Annotated in this window: 23 protein-coding genes; 13 read left to right on the plus strand and 10 right to left on the minus strand. The window is 70.5% G+C overall.

Annotated elements, in window-relative coordinates; genetic code table 11:
• Nucleotides 1-27 precede the first annotated feature (27 nt).
• A complete protein-coding gene (locus VA596_RS19660; RefSeq protein ID WP_323329202.1) occupies nucleotides 28-792 on the plus strand; it encodes an arylamine N-acetyltransferase family protein in 765 nt (254 codons plus the stop codon).
• Here VA596_RS19660 and VA596_RS19665 read toward each other — a convergent pair.
• The gene (locus VA596_RS19665; protein ID WP_323329204.1) at nucleotides 786-3,113 is read right to left on the minus strand and encodes a sensor domain-containing protein; all 2,328 of its coding nucleotides are present in this window, start codon (nucleotides 3,111-3,113) and stop codon (nucleotides 786-788) included. The genes VA596_RS19660 and VA596_RS19665 overlap by 7 nt on opposite strands.
• A gap of 43 nt (nucleotides 3,114-3,156) precedes the next feature.
• Nucleotides 3,157-3,909, minus strand: a complete 753-nt coding sequence (locus VA596_RS19670; protein ID WP_323329206.1) for a rhomboid-like protein — start codon at nucleotides 3,907-3,909, stop codon at nucleotides 3,157-3,159.
• A 130-nt stretch (nucleotides 3,910-4,039) separates the two neighbouring features.
• Between VA596_RS19670 and VA596_RS19675 the strand changes: the two genes are divergently transcribed.
• Nucleotides 4,040-4,561 (plus strand): hypothetical protein, encoded by a 522-nt coding sequence (locus VA596_RS19675; protein WP_323329208.1) that lies wholly within the window; start codon nucleotides 4,040-4,042, stop codon nucleotides 4,559-4,561.
• Here VA596_RS19675 and VA596_RS19680 read toward each other — a convergent pair whose 3' ends face one another.
• Nucleotides 4,562-5,008, minus strand: coding sequence for a pyridoxamine 5'-phosphate oxidase family protein (locus tag VA596_RS19680; RefSeq protein ID WP_323329210.1), 447 nt, complete (start codon nucleotides 5,006-5,008; stop codon nucleotides 4,562-4,564).
• A gap of 88 nt (nucleotides 5,009-5,096) precedes the next feature.
• Between VA596_RS19680 and VA596_RS19685 the strand changes: the two genes are divergently transcribed.
• Nucleotides 5,097-5,636, plus strand: coding sequence for a TetR/AcrR family transcriptional regulator (locus tag VA596_RS19685; protein ID WP_323329212.1), 540 nt, complete (start codon nucleotides 5,097-5,099; stop codon nucleotides 5,634-5,636).
• Here the strand turns inward: VA596_RS19685 and VA596_RS19690 are convergent.
• The gene (locus VA596_RS19690; protein ID WP_323329214.1) at nucleotides 5,623-6,954 is read right to left on the minus strand and encodes a nucleobase:cation symporter-2 family protein; all 1,332 of its coding nucleotides are present in this window, start codon (nucleotides 6,952-6,954) and stop codon (nucleotides 5,623-5,625) included. The genes VA596_RS19685 and VA596_RS19690 overlap by 14 nt on opposite strands.
• 119 nt (nucleotides 6,955-7,073) lie before the next feature.
• Here VA596_RS19690 and VA596_RS19695 point away from each other — a divergent pair, with 119 nt between their 5' ends.
• From VA596_RS19695 to VA596_RS19715, 5 genes are all read left to right on the plus strand, one after another.
• A complete protein-coding gene (locus VA596_RS19695) occupies nucleotides 7,074-8,213 on the plus strand; it encodes a 5-methyltetrahydropteroyltriglutamate--homocysteine S-methyltransferase (protein ID WP_323329216.1) in 1,140 nt (379 codons plus the stop codon).
• A complete protein-coding gene (locus VA596_RS19700; RefSeq protein ID WP_323329218.1) occupies nucleotides 8,213-8,530 on the plus strand; it encodes an NIPSNAP family protein in 318 nt (105 codons plus the stop codon). Before VA596_RS19695 ends, VA596_RS19700 begins: the two co-directional genes overlap by 1 nt.
• 119 nt (nucleotides 8,531-8,649) lie before the next feature.
• Entirely contained in the window at nucleotides 8,650-9,435 is a 786-nt protein-coding gene (locus tag VA596_RS19705) for an IclR family transcriptional regulator (RefSeq protein WP_323329219.1), read from the plus strand.
• A gap of 58 nt (nucleotides 9,436-9,493) precedes the next feature.
• Nucleotides 9,494-10,714, plus strand: coding sequence for an NAD(P)/FAD-dependent oxidoreductase (locus tag VA596_RS19710; protein WP_323329727.1), 1,221 nt, complete (start codon nucleotides 9,494-9,496; stop codon nucleotides 10,712-10,714).
• A 32-nt stretch (nucleotides 10,715-10,746) separates the two neighbouring features.
• A complete protein-coding gene (locus VA596_RS19715; protein WP_323329221.1) occupies nucleotides 10,747-11,484 on the plus strand; it encodes a Clp protease N-terminal domain-containing protein in 738 nt (245 codons plus the stop codon).
• 157 nt (nucleotides 11,485-11,641) lie between these two features.
• Here the strand turns inward: VA596_RS19715 and gndA are convergent, their stop codons facing one another.
• Nucleotides 11,642-13,081: an NADP-dependent phosphogluconate dehydrogenase gene (gene gndA, locus VA596_RS19720; RefSeq protein WP_323329222.1), complete on the minus strand. Its 1,440-nt coding sequence runs from the start codon at nucleotides 13,079-13,081 to the stop codon at nucleotides 11,642-11,644.
• A gap of 85 nt (nucleotides 13,082-13,166) precedes the next feature.
• On the minus strand, nucleotides 13,167-14,087 hold the full coding sequence (locus VA596_RS19725) for an MBL fold metallo-hydrolase (protein WP_323329224.1): 921 nt from the start codon (nucleotides 14,085-14,087) through the stop codon (nucleotides 13,167-13,169).
• A 236-nt stretch (nucleotides 14,088-14,323) separates the two neighbouring features.
• Between VA596_RS19725 and VA596_RS19730 the strand changes: the two genes are divergently transcribed.
• The 4 genes from VA596_RS19730 to VA596_RS19745 all read left to right on the plus strand — a co-directional run bounded on the left by VA596_RS19730 (nucleotide 14,324) and on the right by VA596_RS19745 (nucleotide 17,573).
• Nucleotides 14,324-15,187: a helix-turn-helix domain-containing protein gene (locus VA596_RS19730; protein WP_323329226.1), complete on the plus strand. Its 864-nt coding sequence runs from the start codon at nucleotides 14,324-14,326 to the stop codon at nucleotides 15,185-15,187.
• 102 nt (nucleotides 15,188-15,289) lie between these two features.
• Entirely contained in the window at nucleotides 15,290-16,120 is an 831-nt protein-coding gene (locus tag VA596_RS19735) for an SAM-dependent methyltransferase (RefSeq protein ID WP_410171902.1), read from the plus strand.
• Nucleotides 16,117-16,965 carry an SAM-dependent methyltransferase gene (locus tag VA596_RS19740; protein ID WP_410171903.1) on the plus strand — a complete coding sequence of 283 codons (849 nt, stop codon included), beginning with the start codon at nucleotides 16,117-16,119 and terminating at the stop codon, nucleotides 16,963-16,965. The genes VA596_RS19735 and VA596_RS19740 overlap by 4 nt, the downstream gene beginning before the upstream one ends.
• A 2-nt stretch (nucleotides 16,966-16,967) precedes the next feature.
• Nucleotides 16,968-17,573 (plus strand): class I SAM-dependent DNA methyltransferase, encoded by a 606-nt coding sequence (locus VA596_RS19745; protein ID WP_323329228.1) that lies wholly within the window; start codon nucleotides 16,968-16,970, stop codon nucleotides 17,571-17,573.
• A gap of 64 nt (nucleotides 17,574-17,637) precedes the next feature.
• Here the strand turns inward: VA596_RS19745 and VA596_RS19750 are convergent, their stop codons facing one another.
• Both VA596_RS19750 and VA596_RS19755 read right to left on the minus strand, forming a co-directional pair.
• Nucleotides 17,638-17,886 carry a hypothetical protein gene (locus VA596_RS19750; protein WP_323329230.1) on the minus strand — a complete coding sequence of 83 codons (249 nt, stop codon included), beginning with the start codon at nucleotides 17,884-17,886 and terminating at the stop codon, nucleotides 17,638-17,640.
• 3 nt (nucleotides 17,887-17,889) lie between these two features.
• The gene (locus VA596_RS19755) at nucleotides 17,890-18,159 is read right to left on the minus strand and encodes a hypothetical protein (protein ID WP_323329232.1); all 270 of its coding nucleotides are present in this window, start codon (nucleotides 18,157-18,159) and stop codon (nucleotides 17,890-17,892) included.
• Nucleotides 18,160-18,443: 284 nt separating this feature from the next.
• Between VA596_RS19755 and VA596_RS19760 the strand changes: the two genes are divergently transcribed.
• Complete coding sequence (locus tag VA596_RS19760) at nucleotides 18,444-18,698, plus strand: DUF397 domain-containing protein (protein ID WP_323329234.1); 255 nt, start codon at nucleotides 18,444-18,446, stop codon at nucleotides 18,696-18,698.
• A 130-nt stretch (nucleotides 18,699-18,828) separates the two neighbouring features.
• Here the strand turns inward: VA596_RS19760 and VA596_RS19765 are convergent, their stop codons facing one another.
• Nucleotides 18,829-19,374, minus strand: coding sequence for a hypothetical protein (locus tag VA596_RS19765; RefSeq protein ID WP_323329236.1), 546 nt, complete (start codon nucleotides 19,372-19,374; stop codon nucleotides 18,829-18,831).
• Entirely contained in the window at nucleotides 19,367-20,509 is a 1,143-nt protein-coding gene (locus VA596_RS19770; RefSeq protein WP_323329237.1) for a hypothetical protein, read from the minus strand. Before VA596_RS19770 ends, VA596_RS19765 begins: the two co-directional genes overlap by 8 nt.
• Between the last annotated feature and the right edge of the window lie 12 nt (nucleotides 20,510-20,521).

The following is a 20,521-nucleotide window of genomic DNA, read 5'->3' on the forward strand; positions in this document are numbered from 1 at the left end:
TCTTGGTCGAGGTTGCATCCTGGAACCATGAGCTTCGACCTCGACGCCTACCTGGCGCGCACCGGGCAGGAACGCCGTCCGCCGTCGGCGGAAGCGCTCAAGGACCTCACCCGGGCCCACGTGAACGCGATCCCGTTCGAGAACATCGACGTGATTCTCCAGCAGCACCAAGGGATTTCGCTGGACGTCGTGAGCGCGAAGCTCGTCGGGCGGCGGCGGGGCGGCTACTGCTACGAGCAGTCCGGCCTCTTCGCCGCCGTCCTCGAGGCGCTCGGCTACCGCGTCCACCGGCTGTCCGCGCGCGTGCAGCCGCGGCGGCCCGGGCCGTACACGCACATGACGCTCGTCGTGGACGTCGGCGGCGAAAGCTTCCTCACCGACGTCGGGTTCGGGGCCGGGATCCTCGACCCGATGCCGCTGGTGGACGGGCAAGAGACCGACCAGGCCGGCTGGCCGCACCGGCTGCGGCACGAAAACGGCTGGTGGACGCTCCAAAAGGGCACCGAAGACCTGCTCGACTTCCGGCTCAACGAGATGTACCCGATCGACTACGAGGTCTTCCACCACTACACCTCGACGCATCCGAAGTCGCCGTTCACCGGGCGCGTGGTGATCATGACGCTCGAGCCGGGCGTCAGCCGGAAGCTGCTCGGCCGCGAACTCACCGTCGAAAAGCCCGACGGCAGCAGCGAAACGACCACCGTGGCACCGGAAGAGCTCGACACCACCCTCAAGGACTTCGGGATCGAGCTGACGCCGGACGAACTGGCCCGGCTGCGAAAGATCTACTGAGTGCCGAACAGCTCGGCCGCCGAGACCGGACGGCCGAGGTGGTAACCCTGCGCCTGGTCGCAGTCGAGCTTGCGGAGCAGGTCCAGCTGCTCCGCGGTCTCGACGCCTTCGGCGATCACGGTCAGGTCCACCGCGTGGGCCATCGCGATGATGCTCGTGACGATCGCCTCGGCGTCGCGTGATTCGGCGATGCCGGTGATGAACGAGCGGTCGATCTTGAGCGTGTCCAGGGTCAGCCGGCGCAGCTGCGCGAGCGACGAATAGCCGGTGCCGAAATCGTCGATCGCCAGCAGCACGCCCAGGGATCGCAGCGCGGCCAGCACCTCCCCGGCCGCTTCCTGGTCACGCATCAACGCGCTTTCGGTGACCTCCAGGCAGAGCGCGCTCGGCGGCAGGCCGGTGCTGGTGAGCGCGTCCTGGACCGCGGGCACCAGGTGCGGGTCGTCGAGCTGGCGGGTCGAGATGTTGACCTTCAGCGTCAGGTCCAGCCCCTGGTTCGCGCGGCGCGAGGCGAGCTCGCGGGTGGTCGCGCGGAGCATCTCCTTGCCGATCACGTTGATCAGGTCGCTCTCCTCGGCCAGCGGGATGAACTCCGCCGGGGAGATCGCGCCGTGCCGGGGGTGCGTCCACCGCAGCAGCGCCTCGACGGCGACCATCTCGCCGGTCTTCAGGTCGACCACCGGCTGGTAGGCGGGCCAGAGCTGGCCGTCGTGGACCGCGTCGCGCAGGTCCTGCTCCATCCGCAGCCGCCGCTGCATCCGCTCGCGCAGGCCGACGTCGAAGAAGTGGTGGCGGCCGCGCCCGAGCGTCTTCGCCTGGTACATCGCGACGTCCGCGTCGCGCAGCAGGTCTTCGGCGCTGCGGCGGTCCGCGCCGTCGACGAGCACGACGCCGATGCTGGCGTCGAGGTGCAGCTGCCGGCCGAGGACGCCGATCGGCTCGGCCAGCGCGGCCCGCAGGTGCTCGGCCAGCGCGCGGACCTCGCCGGGCTCGGTGACCTCGTTGGTGACGACGACGAACTCGTCGCCGCCCAGCCGGCCGACCAGGTCGGCGCGGCCCGAGCAGCGCCGCAGCCGTTCGCCGACGATCCGCAGCACCTGGTCGCCGACGGAGTGCCCGAGCGAGTCGTTGATGACCTTGAACTTGTCCAAGTCGAGGAACAGCACCGTGGCCGCGCTCCGGCGGGCCCGGACGTCGAGGCGGTCCAGGACCAGGGTCCGGTTGGCCAGCCGGGTCAACGGGTCGTGGGTGGCGTCGTGCGCGAGCCGGGCGCTGATCGCGCGGGTCTCGCTGATGTCGGTGAACGACGTGACGACGGTCGCCGCCGTCGGGTCGTCCGGGTTGAGGAGCCGGGAGGTCAGCGACACCCAGACGTCGCGGCCGTCCGGCCGGCGCAGGCGCACGACCAGGCCGTTGTGCGTGACGCCGGTCCGCCGCGTCTGCACCGAGGGCATCTCGTCCGGCGGGATCCACTGCCCGCCCTCGGTGAACAGCACGAGCGTGTGGCACGGGACGCCGATGAGGTCGGCCTCGGCGACGCCGAGGATCCGGCACGCCGCCGGGTTCGCCGCTTCGATGAGCCCGCCCGGCCCCACCATCAGCACGCCTTCGTCGAGCGAAGCGACGACCGTGCGGTAGTTCTGCTCGGCCCGCCGCCGCGCGGTTTCGTCGGCGCAGACGAGCACCCAGCCGTCGTTCATCTCAGCTGCTGAAACGCGGACCGTGAGCGGTGCGCCGTCCCGTCCGCGGTGCAGGGCTTCGGCGACACCACCGCGGCGCCGGAGGGCCGGCAGGTCGAGCGGCGCGCCGACCAGCTCGCTCGCCCGGCGCCCGACGGCTTCGGCGGCGGTCCACCCGTACACCGTCTCGGCGGCCGGGTTCCAGCTGGTCACGACGCCTTCGCCGGTGGTCGCGATCAGGGCGTCGCTGACGTGGGCGACGAGCGCGGCCTGGTAGCGAAGGGCGTCGGAGGCCGCCTTCTTCGCGGTGATGTCCCGCATGACGACCTGGTAGGAGTTCCCGGCCATGAGCACGGTCTGCGTCTCGACGGCGAACTTGCTGCCGTCCAGCCGGGACATCAGGGCTTCGACGGGCTCGGTGGCCGCGCCCGGCTCGGTCAGCAGCACGAGCTTTTCCAGCAGCGCGGGCCGGGAGTCCTCGGTGACGAAGTCCGTGAACCGGCGGCCGACGACCTCGTCGGCGGTGCAGGCGGCGAACGCCTCCAGGGCGGCGCGGTTGGCGTAGGTGACGACGCCGTTCTCGTGGACGCAGATCGCGTCCGGACTCAGCTCGACCAGCGTGGCGAGGGAGTCTGCCTCCATGAGCGTCCGTCCCCCAAAAAGCAATCGGCGTGTGGCCCGTCGATTACACCACCGACTCCGGTCCCTGCATACCCGCCGGAATCAGCGTCCGGCCTGCGGATGCGCGGCGCAGCCGCGGCCCCCAGAACAGCAGGCCGAAGTGCGCGGCGGCCGCGTGGCCGAGCAGCGTGACGACCGAGTCGAGGGTCGTGGGGTCGTCGCTGACGTAGATCACCGCGATGAACGCCTCCATCGCGGCCAACGCGAGGAGCCGCGCCCGGCCGCGGCACAGGAACACCAGCGCGCCGGCCGTGGTGAAGAAGCCGTAGCTGACCCCGATGTCGAGCCAGTGCCCGGCCGAGTTCGGCAGGACGTGCGCGCTGATCAGGCCCATCACGGGCAGTTCGGTGACGAGCGTCGCGAGCACGTGGCCGGAGAAGAACACCATCACCGCGCGGCGGGCGCCGAACCGGCGTTCCAGCGGCGCGACGGCGATCGCGAAGATCACGACGTAGACGAGCCAGCCTTCGTCCGCCAGCCAGAGCGCGCTGGTCAGCAGCGAGGTCAGCGGCCGCCGCCACAGGTTGTGGGCGTCGGTGCTCGACAGCCGGAGGAGGCGGTCGGTCAGCGACTCGTCGGCGAACCGGAGCAGCAACGTGGTGCCGAGCAATAGGACGAGATAGCCGAAGGTGAACGGGGTTCTCTTCGGATTCGGGAGGAACCGGACGAACTGCCGCCAATTTCGCCGCGCCGGACCCGCGAGGTCGAGCACCCTCGGTTCGGCTTTCAGCAGCATGGTCTCAGCTTCGCCGCTCATTCTGGGAGTATCACCAAAGCCAGCTGTGAAACCCCTGTGGATAGTCACTGACTGTCAGATTGCACAGCACGTAACGAATTTTTGCCCCTACCTCACCCGTTCGGGTGCTTTGTGCGGTAAAAATACCGCCGTGAACGACGAGGTATCGGTCGCCGAGCTGCTCGTGCGCGAGGGCTGGGGCGATCGTCCGGTGCAGTCGCGGTGGCGGGTGGTCGCCGTGATGCTCGCGGTCGTCATCGGCTGCGGGGCCGCCGCGGTGCTGGTCGCGTTCAGCAGCGGCCAGGTGCGCCAGGACGCCGCCCCGGTCGACCAGATCAAGGTCGTCCCGATGCCGCAGCGCACCACCGGCCTCGGCGGCGCCGACCAGGCGACGGACTCCCCGCCCGACGGCGGGATCGGCGGGGGAACCGGCGGCGACGTCGTCGTCCCCGGTGGCGGGCACGAAGGCACCGTCACCGAGGTGCCGGGCCGCACGTCGGACACGCCGAGCAGCACCGAGTCCTCGACGTCGGTCACGCCGACCAGCACGACGGCCTCGAGTTCGAGCCCGCAGACGACCGGCGCGATCGCCCCGCCCTCGAACCAGGCGCCGTCCACCACGCCGACCCCGCGCCAGACCTGCACCATCTGGCTGCTGATCTGCCTGGGCTGATCAGGCGAGCTGCCGGCCGACGTCGCTGAAGTCGGACGTGTTCCACCGCTCGGGCCGCATCACGATGGCGATGTTGTTCCCGTGCGTCCCGTCGGTCGCGTCCGTGTAGGCCTCGCTGATGCCCGGCGGCAGGTAGCGGGCCGCGACCTCGTGCCGTTCCGCCTTGGTCATCGCCCACGTCTTCACGACCGGGCCTTCGACCGAGACGTACTTGTAGACGCCGTCCTGCTCCTGCACGCACAGCGCGAACCGGCCGGCCTCCTCGATCAGCCGCGTCTTGCGCGACCCCGGCGACGTCATCACCATGACGTCCCCGCCCGGCTCGTAGCGGTACCAGATCGGCGTGGTCAGCGGCGCGCGTCCGGGTTCGGCGGCAACGCTCAGCACGCCGACACGCGGCTCGGCCAGGAACGCCTCACGCTCTTCGCGGGTCATCTTGCGGGCCATGGTCCAGCTCCTTAAGGCAATTTGATTTGCCTTAAGGGTACGCAGGCGTGACTCGCTAAAGCAAGGGCGTTTGCTTTAGGGTCTTCGCATGACCCGACCCGGTGGCCGCAGCGCCCGCGTCCGCGACGCGGTGCACGACGCCGTCGTCGAGCTGCTCGCCGCGGGCGAGACCGACGCCACCGTCCCGAAGATCGCCGAACGGGCGGGCGTGAACCCGACCAGCATCTACCGCCGCTGGGGCACCCTCGACAACCTGCTCCTCGACGCCGCCGTGACGCGGCTGCGCGAGACGTCGCCGATCCCGGACACCGGTTCCCTGCGCGGGGACCTGACCGCCTGGGCGAACGGCGTCGAACACGCGATGCGCGACCGGCACGGCCAGATCCTGCTGCGCGCGCTCGTCGCGACCATGGCCCCGGAACGCGAACCGGTCGAATACCTCCGGGCCCGCGGCGACGACCTGCAGCAGACGATCGACGCGGCCGCGGCGCGCGGCGAGGCCGTGCCTGCGGTCCAGGACGTGCTCGACTTCGTCCTGGCCCCGCTCTACCTGCGCGTGCTGTTCCGGCTCCCGGTCGAACCGGGCGTCGGGGGCGAACTCGTCGAACGGTTGCTCAGGGCTCTTTGAGCAGATCCGGTTCTTCGCGACGGCCGAGGTGGTTGAACAGCAGGTTCAGCACGAAGGCCAGGATCGCCGTCACCGTGATCGAGCTGCCGCCGATCGTCTGCAGCCAGGCGGGGAAGTGCTGGAAGATCTTCGGCGCGAACGCCGGCAGCAGGCCGACGCCGAGCGCCACCGCCACGACGAAAGTGTTGTGGTTGCCCGAAAACTCCACCGTGCGCAGGTTCTGCGCGCCGACCGCGGCGACCATCGCGAACATCACCACCGCGACCCCGCCGACCACCGGCTGCGGGATCGCCGCGATGAACGCGCCGATCTTCGGCACCAGGCCCATCAGCACCAGGATCCCGCCGGTCACCGCGACCACCCAGCGGCTGCGCACGCCGGTCATCCGCACCAGCCCGACGTTCTGCGCGAAAGCCGTGTCGGGGAAGGAGTTCATCACGCCGCCGAGCACGGCCGAGAAGCCGTCGGTGGCCAGGCCGCGGGCCAGGTCGGAGTCGGTCGGCGGCCGCCCGGTGATCTCGCCGACGGCGATCATGTCGGCCGTCGACTCGGTGAACGTCACGAGCATGACCACGCACATCGACAGGACCGCGGCGACCGGGAACGTCGGCGCGCCGAAGTGGAACGGCGACGCCAGGCCGAACCAGGCGGCCGCGCCCAGACCGTCCCAGTGCACCAGTCCCAGCGGGATCGCGACGACCAGGCCGATCGCCAGGGCCAGCAGCGGCCCGATCTGGTTGGCGAAGCCGCGCAGCACGCGCGTGAACAGCACGAGCAGCGCGAGCACGCCGAACGCGAGCAGGATGTGCGACAGGGCCGCGTAGTCCGGCGCGGTCGGGTCGTTGCCCGCGATCAGTCCCGCGCCCGGGCCGAGCAGCGAGACGCCGATGACGAGCAGCAGCGTGCCGGTGACCAGCGGCGGGAAGAAGCGGATCAGTCGCGCAAAGGGTCTGGCGATGAGCAGCCCGAAAACGCCGGAGGCCAGCATCGCGCCGTAGACCGCGGGCAGGCCGTACTGCGAGGCGATGAGGATCATCGGGTTGACGACGCTGAACGTCGCGCCCGCCACCACCGGCAGCCGGATGCCCAGCAGCTTCCCGATGCCGATCGACTGGATCAGCGTGGCGATGCCGGCGACCAGCAGGTCGGCGTTCACGAGCAGCCCGATCGTCGCCGGATCGAGCTTGAGCGCGCTGCCGACGATCAACGGCACCGCGACCGCACCGGCGTACATGATCGACATGTGCTGCAGGCCGAGCAGCGCCAAGCGGCCGGCGGGCAGGCCCTGGTCGACCGGGTGGACCTCGGGTTTCGTCATCAACAGCCCCCTTTTCCGGCGCCAGCCAACGCGCTTCGGATGACGGTAGCAAGTCTGCGGGGTCATGATCGTGTTTCCGGGGTGCGGCGGATCGGGCCGTGATGTGTGACCATCGGTGCATGACATCGGGCGGAATTTCCCAGGTGGGCCCGCCGTTTCGCGCCGATCACGTCGGGAGCCTCCTGCGGCCCCCGGTGCTGCGCGACGCGCGACGGCGGCACGAAAGCGGTGAGATCGGCGCGGAGCAGCTCCGCGCGGTCGAGGACGACGCGATCCGTGACGTGATCAAGATGCAGCGGGCGGCCGGGCTGAGCTCGGCCACCGACGGCGAGTTCCGGCGCGCCTCGTGGCACATGGACTTCATCTACGCGCTCGGCGGCGTCTCCAAGAGCGACGAACGGCTGCACGTCAAGTTCCACAACCTGGCTGGCGATCTCGAGTTCAGCCCGCCGGGCCTGCAGGTCGACGGCAAGGTGCGGCTCGAGGAGCCGATCTTCGCCGACCACTTCCGGTTCCTGCAGTCCCATGTGGACCCCGGCGTGACGCCGAAGCTGACCATCCCGTCGCCGAGCATGGTCTACTACCGCGGCGGCCGGGCGGCGGTCAGCGAGACCGTCTACCCGGAGCTGGAAGAGTTCTTCGACGACCTCAGTGCCGCGTACAAGGCGCAGGTCACCGCGATGGCCGGCCTCGGCTGCCGCTACCTGCAGCTCGACGACACGAGCCTCGCGTACCTGAACGACCCGGCGCAGCGGGAGCTCGTCGCGCGGATGGGCGGCGACCCGGACACCCAGCACCTGCGCAACATCGCGACGATCAACGCCGCGCTGGCGGGCCGTCCGGAGGGGCTGACCGTGACGACCCACCTGTGCCGTGGGAACTTCCGGTCGTCGTGGGCCGCCGAGGGCAGTTACGAGTTCGTCGCGGAGGCGGTGTTCGGCGAGCTGGCCGTCGACGGGTTCTTCCTGGAGTACGACGACGAACGCTCCGGCGGTTTCGAGCCGCTTCGGTTCGTGCCCAAGGACAAGAAGGTCGTGCTCGGCCTGGTCACGACCAAGCGGCCCGAGCTGGAGGACCCGGACGTCCTGGTTCGGCGGATCGAGGAGGCGTCGCAGTACGTCGACATCGACCGGCTGTGCCTGTCGGGGCAGTGCGGGTTCTCCTCGACGGAGGAGGGCAACGACCTCACGGTGGACGACCAGCTGCGGAAGCTGGAGCTGATCGTGAAGACGGCCGACCGCGTCTGGGGCGGCCACTGATGATCACCTGCGTCGTCGACTACGTCATCGACCCCGCGAAACTGCCCGACTTCGAACGGTTCGCCGCCGCGTGGATGCGGTTGGTGCAGCGGGAAGGCGGCGTCCACCACGGCTACTTCCTCCCGGCGGAGGGGGCGAGCGACGAGGCCAGGGCGTTGTTCAGCTTCGAGAGCCTCGCGGCGTACGAGCGCTACCGGACGCTGTTCGGCGTCGACCCGGACTTCATCGAGGCCGACAAGATCCGCGACGAGAGCGGCTGCGTGATCCGGTTCCGGCGGACGTTCATGCGCCCGCTGCTGCCGGACGACGACCTCTGACGCGTGTGCCGCCCCGGGTGTGGCCCCGGGGCGGCTCCCATCGAGGCCCGATTCGCGTGAGCCGCAATGGCTCTGCCCGCGGGTTGCGGCGCTTCCCGCCGATGCGAAGACTGATCCCCATGCGACACAGCGCGCAGCGGCCGCCGTCGGTCGTCGATCGGGTGCTCGACCTGCTCGGGGCGTTTTCCGCCGAGCGGCCTCGGCTGACGTTGTCCGAGCTGAGCCGGCGCGTCGACCTGCCGTTGTCGACCACGCACCGGCTGGCCGGGGAGCTGACCCGGCGTGGCGCGCTCGTCCGCGACGAAGCCGGCGCGTTCCGCGTCGGGCTTTGGCTGTGGGAGGTCGCTTCGCTCGCGCCGCACGGGGCCGAACTGCGCGAGAGCGCGATGCCGTTCCTCGAGGACCTTTACGAGGCCACGCACCAGAACGTGCAGCTCGCGGTGCTCGACGGGCCGGAGGTCGTCTACGTCGAGCGCATCTCCGGGCGGGGTGCGGTCAACGTCCTGACCCGGGTCGGCGGCCGGTTGCCGGCGCACGCCACCGGGGTCGGCCAGGTGCTGCTCGCGCACGCCCCGGCCGACGTCCAAGCGGAGGTCGTCGAGGGCCCGCTGAAGGTGTTCACGCCCAAGACGATCAGCTCGGAAGGCGAGCTGCGGCGCGTGCTGGCGGACGTCCGGCGCAACGGGTACGCGATCAGCGACGGCCAGATCGAGCTGATCGCCCTCTCGGTGGCGGCCCCGGTGTACGGCTCGGACGACGAAGTGGCGGCGGCGATCTCGGTCGTCGTCCCGGCGGAGGGCACCGACCCGCGGACGCTGGTCCCGGCGGTGCGGGCGGCCGCGCGCGGGATCTCGCGCGTGCTGGGCGCGCCGCGGGCGCTCAAGACGAGCGGCGAACCCCACTGATCCACTCCTCGACGCGCCGAGCGGGTTGTGCTCAGATGAAGTCATGGGTGAGCAGGGTGTGAGCACGGTGCTGGTCGTCGGAGCCGGGCAGAGCGGGTTCCAGGCCGCGGCTTCGTTGCGCGACCGGGGTTTCGACGGCCGGGTCGTGCTGGTCGGGGACGAGCCCGGGGTGCCGTACCAGCGGCCGCCGCTGTCGAAGGCCTACCTCGCCGGGACCGCCGGGCTCGAACAGCTGCACCTGCGCGGCGAGGACTTCTTCGCCGAGAAGGACATCGAACTCGTCGACGCGCGCGTCAAGTCGATCGACCGGGCCGCGCACCGCATCCACCTCGAGGACGACCAGGAGCTGGCTTACGACCACCTCGTCGTGGCCACCGGCGCGCGCAACCGGGCGCTGCCGGTGCCGGGCGCGGACCTGCCGGGCGTGCTGACCCTGCGCACCCTCGGCGACGCCGACCAGCTCCGCGCGTCCCTTTCCGAGGCGCGGAACGTCGTCGTGGTCGGCGGCGGCTTCATCGGGCTCGAGTTCGCCTCGCACGCCGGCCGTCCAGTGACGGTCGTCGAGGCGCAGGACCGGCTGCTCAACCGCGTCGCGTCACCCGAGATCTCGGAGTACTTCGCCGAACTGCACCGCGAGGCCGGGCACACCGTACTGCTCGGACAGGGCGTTTCCGCGCTGCACGGCGACTCCCAGGTGCGCGAGGTCGAGCTGTCCGACGGCTCCCGCCTGCCCGCCGACCTCGTCGTGATCGCCGTCGGCGTCGTGCCGGAGACGGCGCTGGCCGAGGCCGCCGGCCTCGACGTCGCGAACGGCGTGGTCGTCGACGAGCACCTGCGGACGTCCGACCCGCGGATCTTCGCCATCGGTGACTGCGCGAACTTCCCGTGCGTGCAGGCGGGCGCGGCGACCCGGCTGGAGTCGGTGCAGAACGCCGTCGACCAGGCCCGGTGCGTGGCCGCGGCGCTGACCGGCACCGAAGAGCCGTACGCGAGCCTGCCGTGGTTCTGGACCGACCAGTCGGGCGCGAAGCTGCAGATCGCCGGGATCCTGGCCGACGCCGACCGGACGGTCGTCGCGGGCGACCGCGAGGCGGGGAAGTTCTCGGTGCTGTCGTTCCGCGACGACGTCCTCATCGCGGTCGAGTCGGTGAACCGCCCGGCCGACCACATCGCCGCGCGGCGCCTGTTCACCGCCGACCCGCACCCGCGGTACGCGGACCTCGAGGCGAGCGAGTTCGACCTGAAGGCCCACATGAAAGCAGCGTCAACTCGCGGTTGACGATGCAGGATCGTCAACCTACAGTTGACGGCATGGACCTTCCACTCAACGTCAAGCTCGACGACCTCATCAACGCCATCAAGAGCAACAACGACCAGGACGCCCTCGCCCAGCTGACCGACGCCGTCTACGTGGGTGAGCACCTCGGCGAAGTCGCGGACCACCTGATCGGCCACTTCGTCGACCAGGCGCGCCGGTCCGGGGCCTCGTGGACCGAGATCGGCAAGAGCATGGGCGTCACCAAGCAGGCGGCGCAGAAGCGGTTCGTGCCGAAGGTCGATCCCGGCGGTGACCCGTCCGGGGCGATCGAGCGCGTCTACGGCCGCTACACCGACCGCGCGCGGCACGTGATCGTCGCCGCGCAGAAGGCGGCCATCGACCACGTCAGTCCCGAGATCGACACCGTCCACCTGGTCCTCGGCCTGCTCACCGAACCCGCGGCGCTCGCGGCGGGCGCGATCCTCGCCCAGGGCGTCACGCTGGAGACCGTCCAGGAGACGGCCGAAGCCCAGCTGCCCGAGCCGGCCGGCGAGGTGCCCAGCCCGATGCCGTTCAGCGCCGGGGGGAAGAAGGCCCTGGAGCTGACCCTGCGCGAGGGGCTGCGGCTGGGGCACAACTACATCGGCACCGAGCACATCCTGCTGGCTCTGCTGGAGCAGGGGGAAGGCGTCGGCTTCCAGGTGCTCGACGGCCTGGGGATCAAGAAGGACAAGGCCGAGGCGAAGATCGTCGCGGTCCTGACGGAGATCCTCGCCGCGCGGGGCCAGTGAGGCTCCTCTTGCTGGCCGTGCTGCTCGCGCTGGCCTGGGTGACGCTGCTCTGACCGGGATGGACCAGGGGGTCTTCCCGCTCAGGCACCCCGAAATGCCGTGAAGGCCACCTCGAGGGACTCTGAGTCCCTCAAGGTGGCCTTCACGGCCTTGGACGTCAGGCGTCGGACTCCGGGCGGGCGTCCTCGGCCCAGGCCGTGTGGAACGAGCCGTCGCGGTCGACGCGGCGGTACGTGTGCGCTCCGAAGAAGTCGCGCTGGCCCTGCACCAGGGCCGCCGGGAGGCGGTCGGCGCGCAGGCCGTCGTAGTACGCCAGCGCCGTCGAGAAGCCCGGCGTCGGGATGCCCAGCTGGACGGCGGTCGAGATCACCGAACGCCACGAGTCCTGCGCGTCCTCGACGGCCTTGCGGAAGCCGCCCGAGGTGAGCAGGGTCGGCAGGCCCGGCTCGTCGGCGTAGGCCGCGGTGATGTCGTTGAGGAACTTCGCGCGGATGATGCAGCCGCCGCGCCAGATCGAGGCGACCTTGCCGAGGTCGATGTCCCAGCCGTACTCGGTGGCGCCGGCCTGGATCTGGTTGAAGCCCTGCGCGTACGCGACGACCTTCGACGCGTACAGCGCCTGCTCGACGTCGTCGGCGAAGCGCTCCAGCGACGAGCCCGTCAGCGGCGACCGGGTCGGGCCGCCCAGCCCGCGAGCCGCCGAGCGCAGCGACGTCGAGCCGGACAGCGAACGCGCGAAGACGGCCTCGGCGATGCCCGAGATCGGGACACCCAGGTCGAGGCCGATCTGCACGGTCCAGCGGCCGGTGCCCTTCTGCTCGGCGGCGTCCGCGACGACGTCGACGAACGGCTTGCCGGACGCCTTGTCGACGTGCGCCAGCACCTCGGCGGTGATCTCGATCAGGTAGGAGTCGAGCCGCCCGGTGTTCCAGGTCCGGAACACGTCGGCGATCTCGGCGGGGGAGTAGCCACCCGCGCCGCGCAGCAGGTCGAACGACTCCGCGATGAGCTGCATGTCGGCGTACTCGATGCCGTTGTGCACCATCTTGACGAAGTGGCCGGCGCCGTCGGCACCGATGTGCGTGCAGCACGGCTCGCCGTCGACCTTGGCCGAGATGTCCTCGAACAGCGGGCCGAGGGACTCGTAGGACTCCTTCGAGCCGCCGGGCATGATGCTCGGCCCGTGCAGCGCGCCTTCCTCGCCGCCGGAGACGCCGCTGCCGACGAAGTGCAGCCCGCGCTCGCGCAGGGCCTTCTCCCGGCGGCGGGTGTCGGCGAAGTGGGCGTTGCCGGCGTCGATGATCACGTCGCCGTCTTCCAGCAGCGGCGCGAACTCTTCGATGACGGCGTCCGTCGGGGCGCCCGCCTTGACCATGATCACGACCTGCCGGGGCCGCTCGAGCGCGTCGACGAACTCCTGCGCGGAGTACGCCGGGATGAAGTCGCCCTCGTCGCCGAACTGGTCCACCAGCGTGCGGGTCCGCTCCTCGGACCGGTTGTGCAGGGCCACCGTGTGCCCGTGCCGCGCCAGGTTCCGGGCCAGGTTGCGGCCCATGACCGCCAGGCCGGTGACCCCGATGCTCGCCTTCTTGCTCATCCGAATCCTCTCGAAGTCTCGCTCGATTCAGACACTAGTCCGATCGACGCCTCATGGGAGGCCACGGAGGAGCAGCTCACTCAGTTCAGGAGAAGCAGCGGATCGGCTCGCCGTTGAAGGCGACCATGTCCGTCACGGCCGCGAGCAGGTCGATCTGCGCGCCCCACTCGGCGCCGTCCAGCTCGGCGTACGCCCGGTGCAGGTTCCCCGGCAGCCGCTCCTGTTCGGTCAGGTCCGCGAAGTCACCGAGGTCGGTGTCCTTGGCCAGCTCCAGCGGGGCCAGCCCGGCCGCCTTGCCGCGTTCGGCCGTCTTCTGGACGAAGGCCAGGTAGGCGTCCACCCGGTCGACGACGTCCAGTCCGCACGCCGGGCCGTGGCCCGGCAGGATGACCGCCGGGTCCAGCTCGCGGACGACGTCCAAGGCCTTCCGCCAGCCGGCCACCGAGCCCATCAGCGCGAACGGGCTGCCGCCGTTGAACACCAGGTCACCGGCGTAGAGGACGCGCTGCTCGGGCAGCCAGACCAGCACGTCGTTGGTCGTGTGGGCCGCGTGGCCGGGGTGGATCAGCTCGATCGTGACATCGCCCGCGTGCACGGTCAGGCGGTCGTCGAAGACGACCTCGGGCGGGCGCGAGCGCAGCTCGCCCCAGTCGCTGCCGGTGAAGATGCCCTCGAACGTCTGGATGCCCTCGGCGACCATCAGCTCGCGGGTCTTGCGGTGCCCGATGATCGTGGCGCCCTCGACCAGGTAGTTGCCGTTGGTGTGGTCGCCGTGGTGGTGGGTGTTCACCAGCGTGGTCACCGGCCGGCCGGTGGTGCCCTCGACGGCGGCGAGCAGGGCCCGCGTCCGCCGCTCGGTCGAGCACGTGTCGACGAGCACGGTGTGATCACCGGCGTCGACGAAACCGCAGTTGTTGATGTACCACGAGCCGTCCGGCTGGACGTACCCGTGGACCTGGTCGGCCAGCCGGGTGACGGCGGCGGCGGAGGGGGAGCGATCGGTCACGGGCACCACTATGCCCCGGACCGGTGCCCGCCGGTTGGCCGAACCATCACGAATCCGCTGGTCCAGGCGAGTGAAGACCAAGGTGACTGGCATTCCGCGACATTTCCTGGAACGCTGCGCGATGTCATCATCGAGTTCCGCAAGGTCAAGCACTAGCCTGGGTGGGTTCGATAGTTCGCGCGCGACGGCGACCGGGAGGCCGCCGTCGCTTGGTAGTGGTCCGGGAGAGCAGGGCGATGGCCAGCACCGTCACCTCGCGCCGGAAGCAGCTCGGAAACGAGCTCCGGCACGCCCGCACCGCGGCGCGGATGACACAGCAGCAGGTCGCCGAGGTTCTCGGCTGCACCCAGGGCAAGGTCAACAAGATCGAGTCCGGTGCCGTCGGGGTCAAGCTCGGGGATGTGCGATCGATGCTGAACGCGTTCGGGATCAACGGCGAAGAGGCCGACACGCTGATGAACCTGGCGCGCGCGGCCGCCGGGCAGCGCGGCCACTGGTCCGGCTACCGCTCCGTGGTGCCGCACTGGTTCCGCACCTTCACGGACCTGGAGCCGGCCGCCGCGGAGATCCTCACCTGGCACGGCGAGCGCATCCCGGGCCCGCTGCAGTCCGAGCACTACATGCTCAAGCAGTTCACCGAGTTCGGCGCCACGGACGTGACGTCGCTGGTGCGCAACCGGCTCGACCGCAAGGCCGTGTTCGAGCAGCAGCAGCCGCCGTACTACCGGTTCATCATCAGCGAAGGCGCCCTTCGCCGGGCGCCCGGCGGGTCCGCGCCCGCGGTGATGCTGGACCAGGTCGAGCACCTGCTCTCGCTCGAGCGGCACGCGCGGGTCTACGTCCACGTGCTGCCCTTCGGCGCGCGGCTGGCCGCGGTGCCCAACGACTTCACGATCATGCGCTTCCCGGACCGCACCCGGGACTTCGTCTACATCGAGCACTCCGCGGGCGGGCTGTACCTCGACGACGTCAAGGACTTCAACATCTTCGTCGACTCCTGGGACAGGCTGCGCGGGGCCGCGCTGGAGCGTCAGGAGACCCGGCAGTTCCTCAAGGAGCTCGCGGAGGGTTACCGCGCCCAGATGCAGCAGATCCAATAGGGCGAACGGCGGCGCGAGGCGTCCAAGTGGTGAACAACTTTCGGTAGAGTGCTGCTGTTGCGCCCCGACCCACCACCGGAAGCTGCGCCCGAAGGGGACATCGTGGACCCCGACTTCCTCCCCGACGCCGTCGATCTCGACCGGCCGAACGTGGCGAGGATCTACGACTGGGCCCTCGGCGGCACGGCGAACTGGGCGGTCGACCGGCAGTTCGGCGAGCAGGCGGTGCAGGCATTCCCGCTGGCTCGCGCCCTGGCCCGCGGCAACCGCGCCTTCCTCGGCCGCGCCGTGCGCTACTGCCTTTCCCAGGGCATCCGGCAGTTCCTCGACCTCGGCTCCGGCATCCCGACCGCGGGCAACGTCCACGAGGTGGCCGACGACCACATCGACGACGGCCGCTGCGTCTACGTCGACAACGAGCCGGTCGCCGTCGCGCACGGGCGGATGCTGCTGGAGGAGGCCGGCGACCCCGCGCGCCACGCCGTCCTGCACGCCGACCTGCGGGACGCGGAGGAGGTCTGGGACGCCGCGCTGGCCACCGGCGTGCTCGACCCGGACGAGCCGATCTGCCTGCTCAGCGTGGCCGTGCTGCACTTCCTGCCCGACGTCACCGGCGTGCGCGAGGCGATCCGCGACTACCGGACGCTGCTCGCGCCAGGGTCGGCCTACGTGCTGTCGCACGCGACCGAGTCGGGGGTCACCGGGGCGGAGCTGGAGCAGATCCGGCGTCTGGTCAAGCTGTCCGAGCGGTCGAGCTCGCCCGCGGTTTCCCGGTCGCTCGACGAGATCGCCGCGTTCTTCGGTACCTTCGACGTGGTCGAGCCGGGAATCGTGCCTGTGGGAGAGTGGCGCCCTGACCCCGGCGCCGCCACGGTCCCCCTTGCGAGCGTGGTCGGTGGTGTCGGCCGCAAGCCTGGAGGACGGAACGCATGACGACGCAGGATCCCGAGGCCCCTGAGGGCGTCGACCTGGAGCGGCCGAACGCGGCCCGCATCTACGACTGGTTCCTGGGCGGCGACGCCAACTGGGCCATCGACCGCCAGTTCGGCGAGCAGGCGGTCAAGACCTTCCCGATGATCAAGACGGTCGCCCGCGTCGGCCGGGACTTCCTCGGCCGCGGCGTGCGGTACCTGGCGCGCAACGGGATCGACCAGTTCCTCGACCTCGGCTCCGGCGTCCCGACGGTCGGCAACGTGCACGAGGTCGCGGCCGAGGTGAACCCGAACGCGCGGTGCGTGTACGTCGACAACGAGCCGGTCGCCGTGGCGCACTCCCAGATCCTGCTCGAGCAGGAGGGAGTCGCCGACCGGCACGCGGTGCTGCAGGGTGACCTGCGCGACCCGGCCGACATCTGGAAGCGCGCGCTCGACACCGGCGTCCTGGACCCGAACCGGCCGATCGGCCTGATCATCGTCGGCGTCCTGTACTTCCTCGGCAAGGACGAGCCGGTGGCCGAGACCATCCAGAAGTACCTGTCGCTGCTGCCGTCGGGCTCGTACTTCCTGTCCTCGCACCTGACCACCGAGGGCCTCGACGCGCTGGCCGACTCGGACAGCCGGGCGTCGATCGTGGAGCAGTACAACAAGTCCAGCACCCCGCTGTACCTGCGCAGCAAGGCGGAGTTCTCGTCGTTCTTCGACGGCTTGGAGCTCGTGGAGCCGGGCATCGTCTACCTGCCGGAGTGGCACCCGGAGGAGATCGAGTCCCGGGCCACGAAGAAGCTCGCGAACGACCCGGCGTTCAGCGGCCACATCTGCGGTCTCGGCCGCAAGCCGTGAGCGTGACGGCCGCCGCGTACGACGCGATGGCCGTCCGGTACGCCGAGTTCGCGCGCGACGTCTGGGACGCTTCGCCGATGGACAACGCCGCCCTGGCCGCGTTCGTCGACCACGTCCGCGGTGCCGGGCCGGTGGCCGACCTCGGCTGCGGGCCCGGGTACCTCACGGCGCACCTGCGCGACGCGGGTCTCGACGCGTTCGGGGTCGACCTGTCCCCGGCGATGATCGAGATCGCGCGCGCGAACCAGCCGGGGCTGCGCTTCGAGGTCGGTTCGATGGCGGCGCTGGACATCCCGGACGCCTCGCTCGGCGGGATCCTGTCCTGGTACTCGATGATCCACACCCCGCCGGAAGAGGTGCCGGGGTACTTCGCCGAATTCACCCGGACGTTGGCCTCGGGTGGTCACGTTCTGTTGGGCTGCTTCGAATCCGACGGCGAGCCGCTGACGGTGTTCGACCACGCGGTGACGCCGGCCTACCGGTGGCCGCTGGACGAGCTGGCCGCACTGGCGCGGGACGCGGGTCTCACCGAGCTGGGCCGTGTCTACCGCGTGCCCGGGGAGAACGAGCGGTTCCGCCGCGGCGCGCTCCTGCTGCGGAAATCGTAGCCCCGCAACGGCGAGAGCCCCGGTTCGTCGTGAACCGGGGCTCCTACGTGGTGGTGGAACGCAGTCAGGCGCGCGAGCCGACGTGGCCGCGCAGCAGCGGGGTCAGGTCGATCGCGGTCTCCAGCGGCCGCGTCGTGCGGACGCCGTCGGAGTGGCGGGCCGGGACGTCGAGGTCCGTGGCCCAGGTGGTGGTCTTGCGCAGCGGTGCCTGGATCAGGCTGAAACCGAAGCGGTTCCGCAGCTCGTCCCCGATTCCGAGGCGGCCGCGGTGCTCTTCCTCACGGCGGAAGAGCGAGTTCAAGCGGACGGCCATCGTCTACACCCCCAGCTCTCGTCGCGGTGACCGGGCGGGTTCGCCGGTGGTCAGTCCGAGACAGGGTTCACAAGGCATGCCGACCCCGGGGGTCAGCCATTCGACATCGGTTCGGGAAAGCGCTTCCCCGCACTTGGTACGGACCAGCTCGCTCGTGGCCGCGGTGGCCTCCACGCCGAAGACGTGGACCACCCGGCGGGCCTCACCGGCGGTTCCCCTGGCGAGCCTGCCCACGACGACGACGCCGGGTGGCGCACTGTCTTCGGTAATCACGCTGGTCCTCCCCCATGAGGTTCTGCGATGGTGGATGGTGTGCTGTGCGCGGCCGGCGCGGCGATCGTGCCGCCCGCCGCATGCGGGTTGTCGTTCACCGACAGCGCCGCCCCCGGCCGATGCGATTAATCCTACTCCTGGAATAATCTTCATGTCGAGGCCGGAGCTAGTTGATCACCCGCTTGGCCCTGCACTCTGCTCCATTGAGACACTGAGTAGCCGGGAGCGGGTACCTTCGACCAGGTCACGGCCGCGCCCCCCATCGATCCACGGAGGTACGACCCATGGCGGATTATCCGTCGTTCGCGGATTACGATCCGAGCACGGCCGTGTCCCTGTTCGAAGCGGCCGCGTGGGAGAAGTCGTTCGCCAGCGAGCCCAACGGTGGCAGCTGCGTCGAGGTCAACCTGGGTCGGGAAGGCCTGATCGGCGTCCGCGACACCAAGCTCGCGACCAGCCCCGTCTTCGTGTTCGACACCGCCGAGTGGGAAGCGTTCCTGGTGGCCGTGAAGGCCGGGCAGTTCGATCTGCCCGCCTGACGTGTCCCCTGCGCGGGTGATCATCATCACCCGACCGTGTAAGAAAATCGCGAAGGCCCCCTTCCCTCTACGGTGAAGGAGGCCTTCGCGACAGCGTGGATACGCGTGACTGCCGTATGTGACAGACATCTCACCCGATTGCCGGGAGCTCCCCACCCCGCAGCCGGCCCCGGGTGCGACGCCACGCCAGCACGACGATCACCACGAGCCCGATCAACGGGAGCGTGCTGATCGCCCAGCTCAGTCCCATCGGCGGCCCCGGCTGTTCGAGCACCGGCAGCGCACGCAGGTCGCCGGTGCCGGACCCGGCCGGCCCGTTCACCACGAAGTGGAACGTCCATTCGCCCGGCCGCGGCATCGAGCGGACGTCCAGGCCCCAGACCTCGCGCTTGCGCGGGTGCCGGACCAGCGGCTGGACCCGGTTCTTCCCGCCTTCCGGGTTGATCATCGTGAGCGTGCCGGACTTGTTCTCGATCCCGCCGTCGGGGATGAAGGTGAAGTCCAGCGACTGCTCCGCGCGCAGCGGCCAGGTGCTGAACCCGATGGTCATCGCGTACGGCCCGGCCTGCACGTGCTCGGTGTGCACGATGTTGACGGGCTCGTACGCGTTCGCCGGTGCCTCGGTGGCGAACAGCAGCCCGGCCACGGCGGCCAGGGCCAGAAGTGCCTTACGCATCAGCGGTTTCCCCCTTCTTCGCGGGCGCCAGCAGGCAGAGCATCCCGCCGAACCGCCACCCGGCGAACCCGCCGAGCAGCCCCAACGCCGCGCTGAGCACGGCGGTCGTCGTCAGGTACCAGACCGGCGGCACGTGCGCGCCGGTGTAGAGCATGGCTCGCTGAAGGGGCAGGCTCAGCCCGATCAGCAGCCCGGCGAACCCGCCCACGGCCACCGAAACGCGGCCCGGGCGCCAGCCGCGGCGACGGCCGAAGAGGTAGCCCAGCTCCATCAGCGCGGCCACCGGCAGCAACGCCATCGGCGTCAGCGCGGGCATCTCCGGCACCCCGGAGATCGCGTCCCGCATCGGCAGGCCGACGAGGTCGGCGTAGGCCTGCGCCGCCCACGGCGAGAACCACCAGAAGACCGCCTGCACGGCCGCGACCATCGCCGCGGTGCCGAGCGCGCCGCCCGGGCGGCGGAAGAACCCGGCGCCGACCGCGACCAGCAGCACCGCCATCATCGAGCAGCCGATCGAGACGGCGTCGGCGTAGTCGTCCGGCACCTGCTGCAGGCCGAGGGCCAGCACCGGGCCGAAGGTGAGCAGCACGGTGAGCGACGCCAGCACACCGATCCGGCCCCAGCGGTACTCCCGGGCCGCGGCGAACACGGCCGTCGTGCCGATCAGCGAGATCGTGATCGACAGCAGTAGGCCGATGTGCGGCGGTGAGTCGATGACCGCGTCGAAGCCGTAAAGCCCGTGCCACCACTGGTCCCACAGGCCGTAAAGCAGGAACGTCGCGGCGCCGACGCCCGAGACCAGGTAGCCGATCGGCGCGGCGAAGGTCCTGCCGAACACGTTGACCACGCGCCCGCCGATCCGCGGGTCGACCGGGCGGCCCGCGCGCCGCGCCGCCGTCGTCAGCAGCACGACGGCGAGGCTCGCCAGGCCGACGACCGCACTGCCCGCGTACAGGAACAGGTGCGGCAGCGTGAAGAACGTGTCCGGCCCGACGTCGCTGTGCCACTGGATGTCCCAGGTCAGCCCGACCAGTGACAGCAGCGAACCGCCGAGCACGACGTTCGCCGGCAGCAACCCCGTTCGCGCCTGTTTCGCCACCGACGTCACATGGACGCCGGATGCGGTGAGATCCATTTCCCCCGACCT

The organism is Amycolatopsis heterodermiae (genome assembly GCF_034929455.1).
Lineage (GTDB): Bacteria > Actinomycetota > Actinomycetes > Mycobacteriales > Pseudonocardiaceae > Amycolatopsis > Amycolatopsis heterodermiae.

Bases quoted from the DNA above. Each gene is read 5' to 3' on its own strand.
- VA596_RS19660 (WP_323329202.1), top strand. From the start codon at position 28: ATGAGCTTCGACCTCGACGCCTACCTGGCGCGCACCGGGCAGGAACGC.
- VA596_RS19665 (WP_323329204.1), bottom strand. From the start codon at position 3,113: ATGGAGGCAGACTCCCTCGCCACGCTGGTCGAGCTGAGTCCGGACGCG.
- VA596_RS19670 (WP_323329206.1), bottom strand. From the start codon at position 3,909: ATGAGCGGCGAAGCTGAGACCATGCTGCTGAAAGCCGAACCGAGGGTG.
- VA596_RS19680 (WP_323329210.1), bottom strand. From the start codon at position 5,008: ATGGCCCGCAAGATGACCCGCGAAGAGCGTGAGGCGTTCCTGGCCGAG.
- VA596_RS19685 (WP_323329212.1), top strand. From the start codon at position 5,097: ATGACCCGACCCGGTGGCCGCAGCGCCCGCGTCCGCGACGCGGTGCAC.
- VA596_RS19690 (WP_323329214.1), bottom strand. From the start codon at position 6,954: ATGACGAAACCCGAGGTCCACCCGGTCGACCAGGGCCTGCCCGCCGGC.
- VA596_RS19695 (WP_323329216.1), top strand. From the start codon at position 7,074: ATGACATCGGGCGGAATTTCCCAGGTGGGCCCGCCGTTTCGCGCCGAT.
- VA596_RS19700 (WP_323329218.1), top strand. From the start codon at position 8,213: ATGATCACCTGCGTCGTCGACTACGTCATCGACCCCGCGAAACTGCCC.
- VA596_RS19705 (WP_323329219.1), top strand. From the start codon at position 8,650: ATGCGACACAGCGCGCAGCGGCCGCCGTCGGTCGTCGATCGGGTGCTC.
- VA596_RS19715 (WP_323329221.1), top strand. From the start codon at position 10,747: ATGGACCTTCCACTCAACGTCAAGCTCGACGACCTCATCAACGCCATC.
- gndA (WP_323329222.1), bottom strand. From the start codon at position 13,081: ATGAGCAAGAAGGCGAGCATCGGGGTCACCGGCCTGGCGGTCATGGGC.
- VA596_RS19730 (WP_323329226.1), top strand. From the start codon at position 14,324: ATGGCCAGCACCGTCACCTCGCGCCGGAAGCAGCTCGGAAACGAGCTC.
- VA596_RS19740 (WP_410171903.1), top strand. From the start codon at position 16,117: ATGACGACGCAGGATCCCGAGGCCCCTGAGGGCGTCGACCTGGAGCGG.
- VA596_RS19750 (WP_323329230.1), bottom strand. From the start codon at position 17,886: ATGGCCGTCCGCTTGAACTCGCTCTTCCGCCGTGAGGAAGAGCACCGC.
- VA596_RS19760 (WP_323329234.1), top strand. From the start codon at position 18,444: ATGGCGGATTATCCGTCGTTCGCGGATTACGATCCGAGCACGGCCGTG.
- VA596_RS19765 (WP_323329236.1), bottom strand. From the start codon at position 19,374: ATGCGTAAGGCACTTCTGGCCCTGGCCGCCGTGGCCGGGCTGCTGTTC.
- VA596_RS19770 (WP_323329237.1), bottom strand. From the start codon at position 20,509: ATGGATCTCACCGCATCCGGCGTCCATGTGACGTCGGTGGCGAAACAG.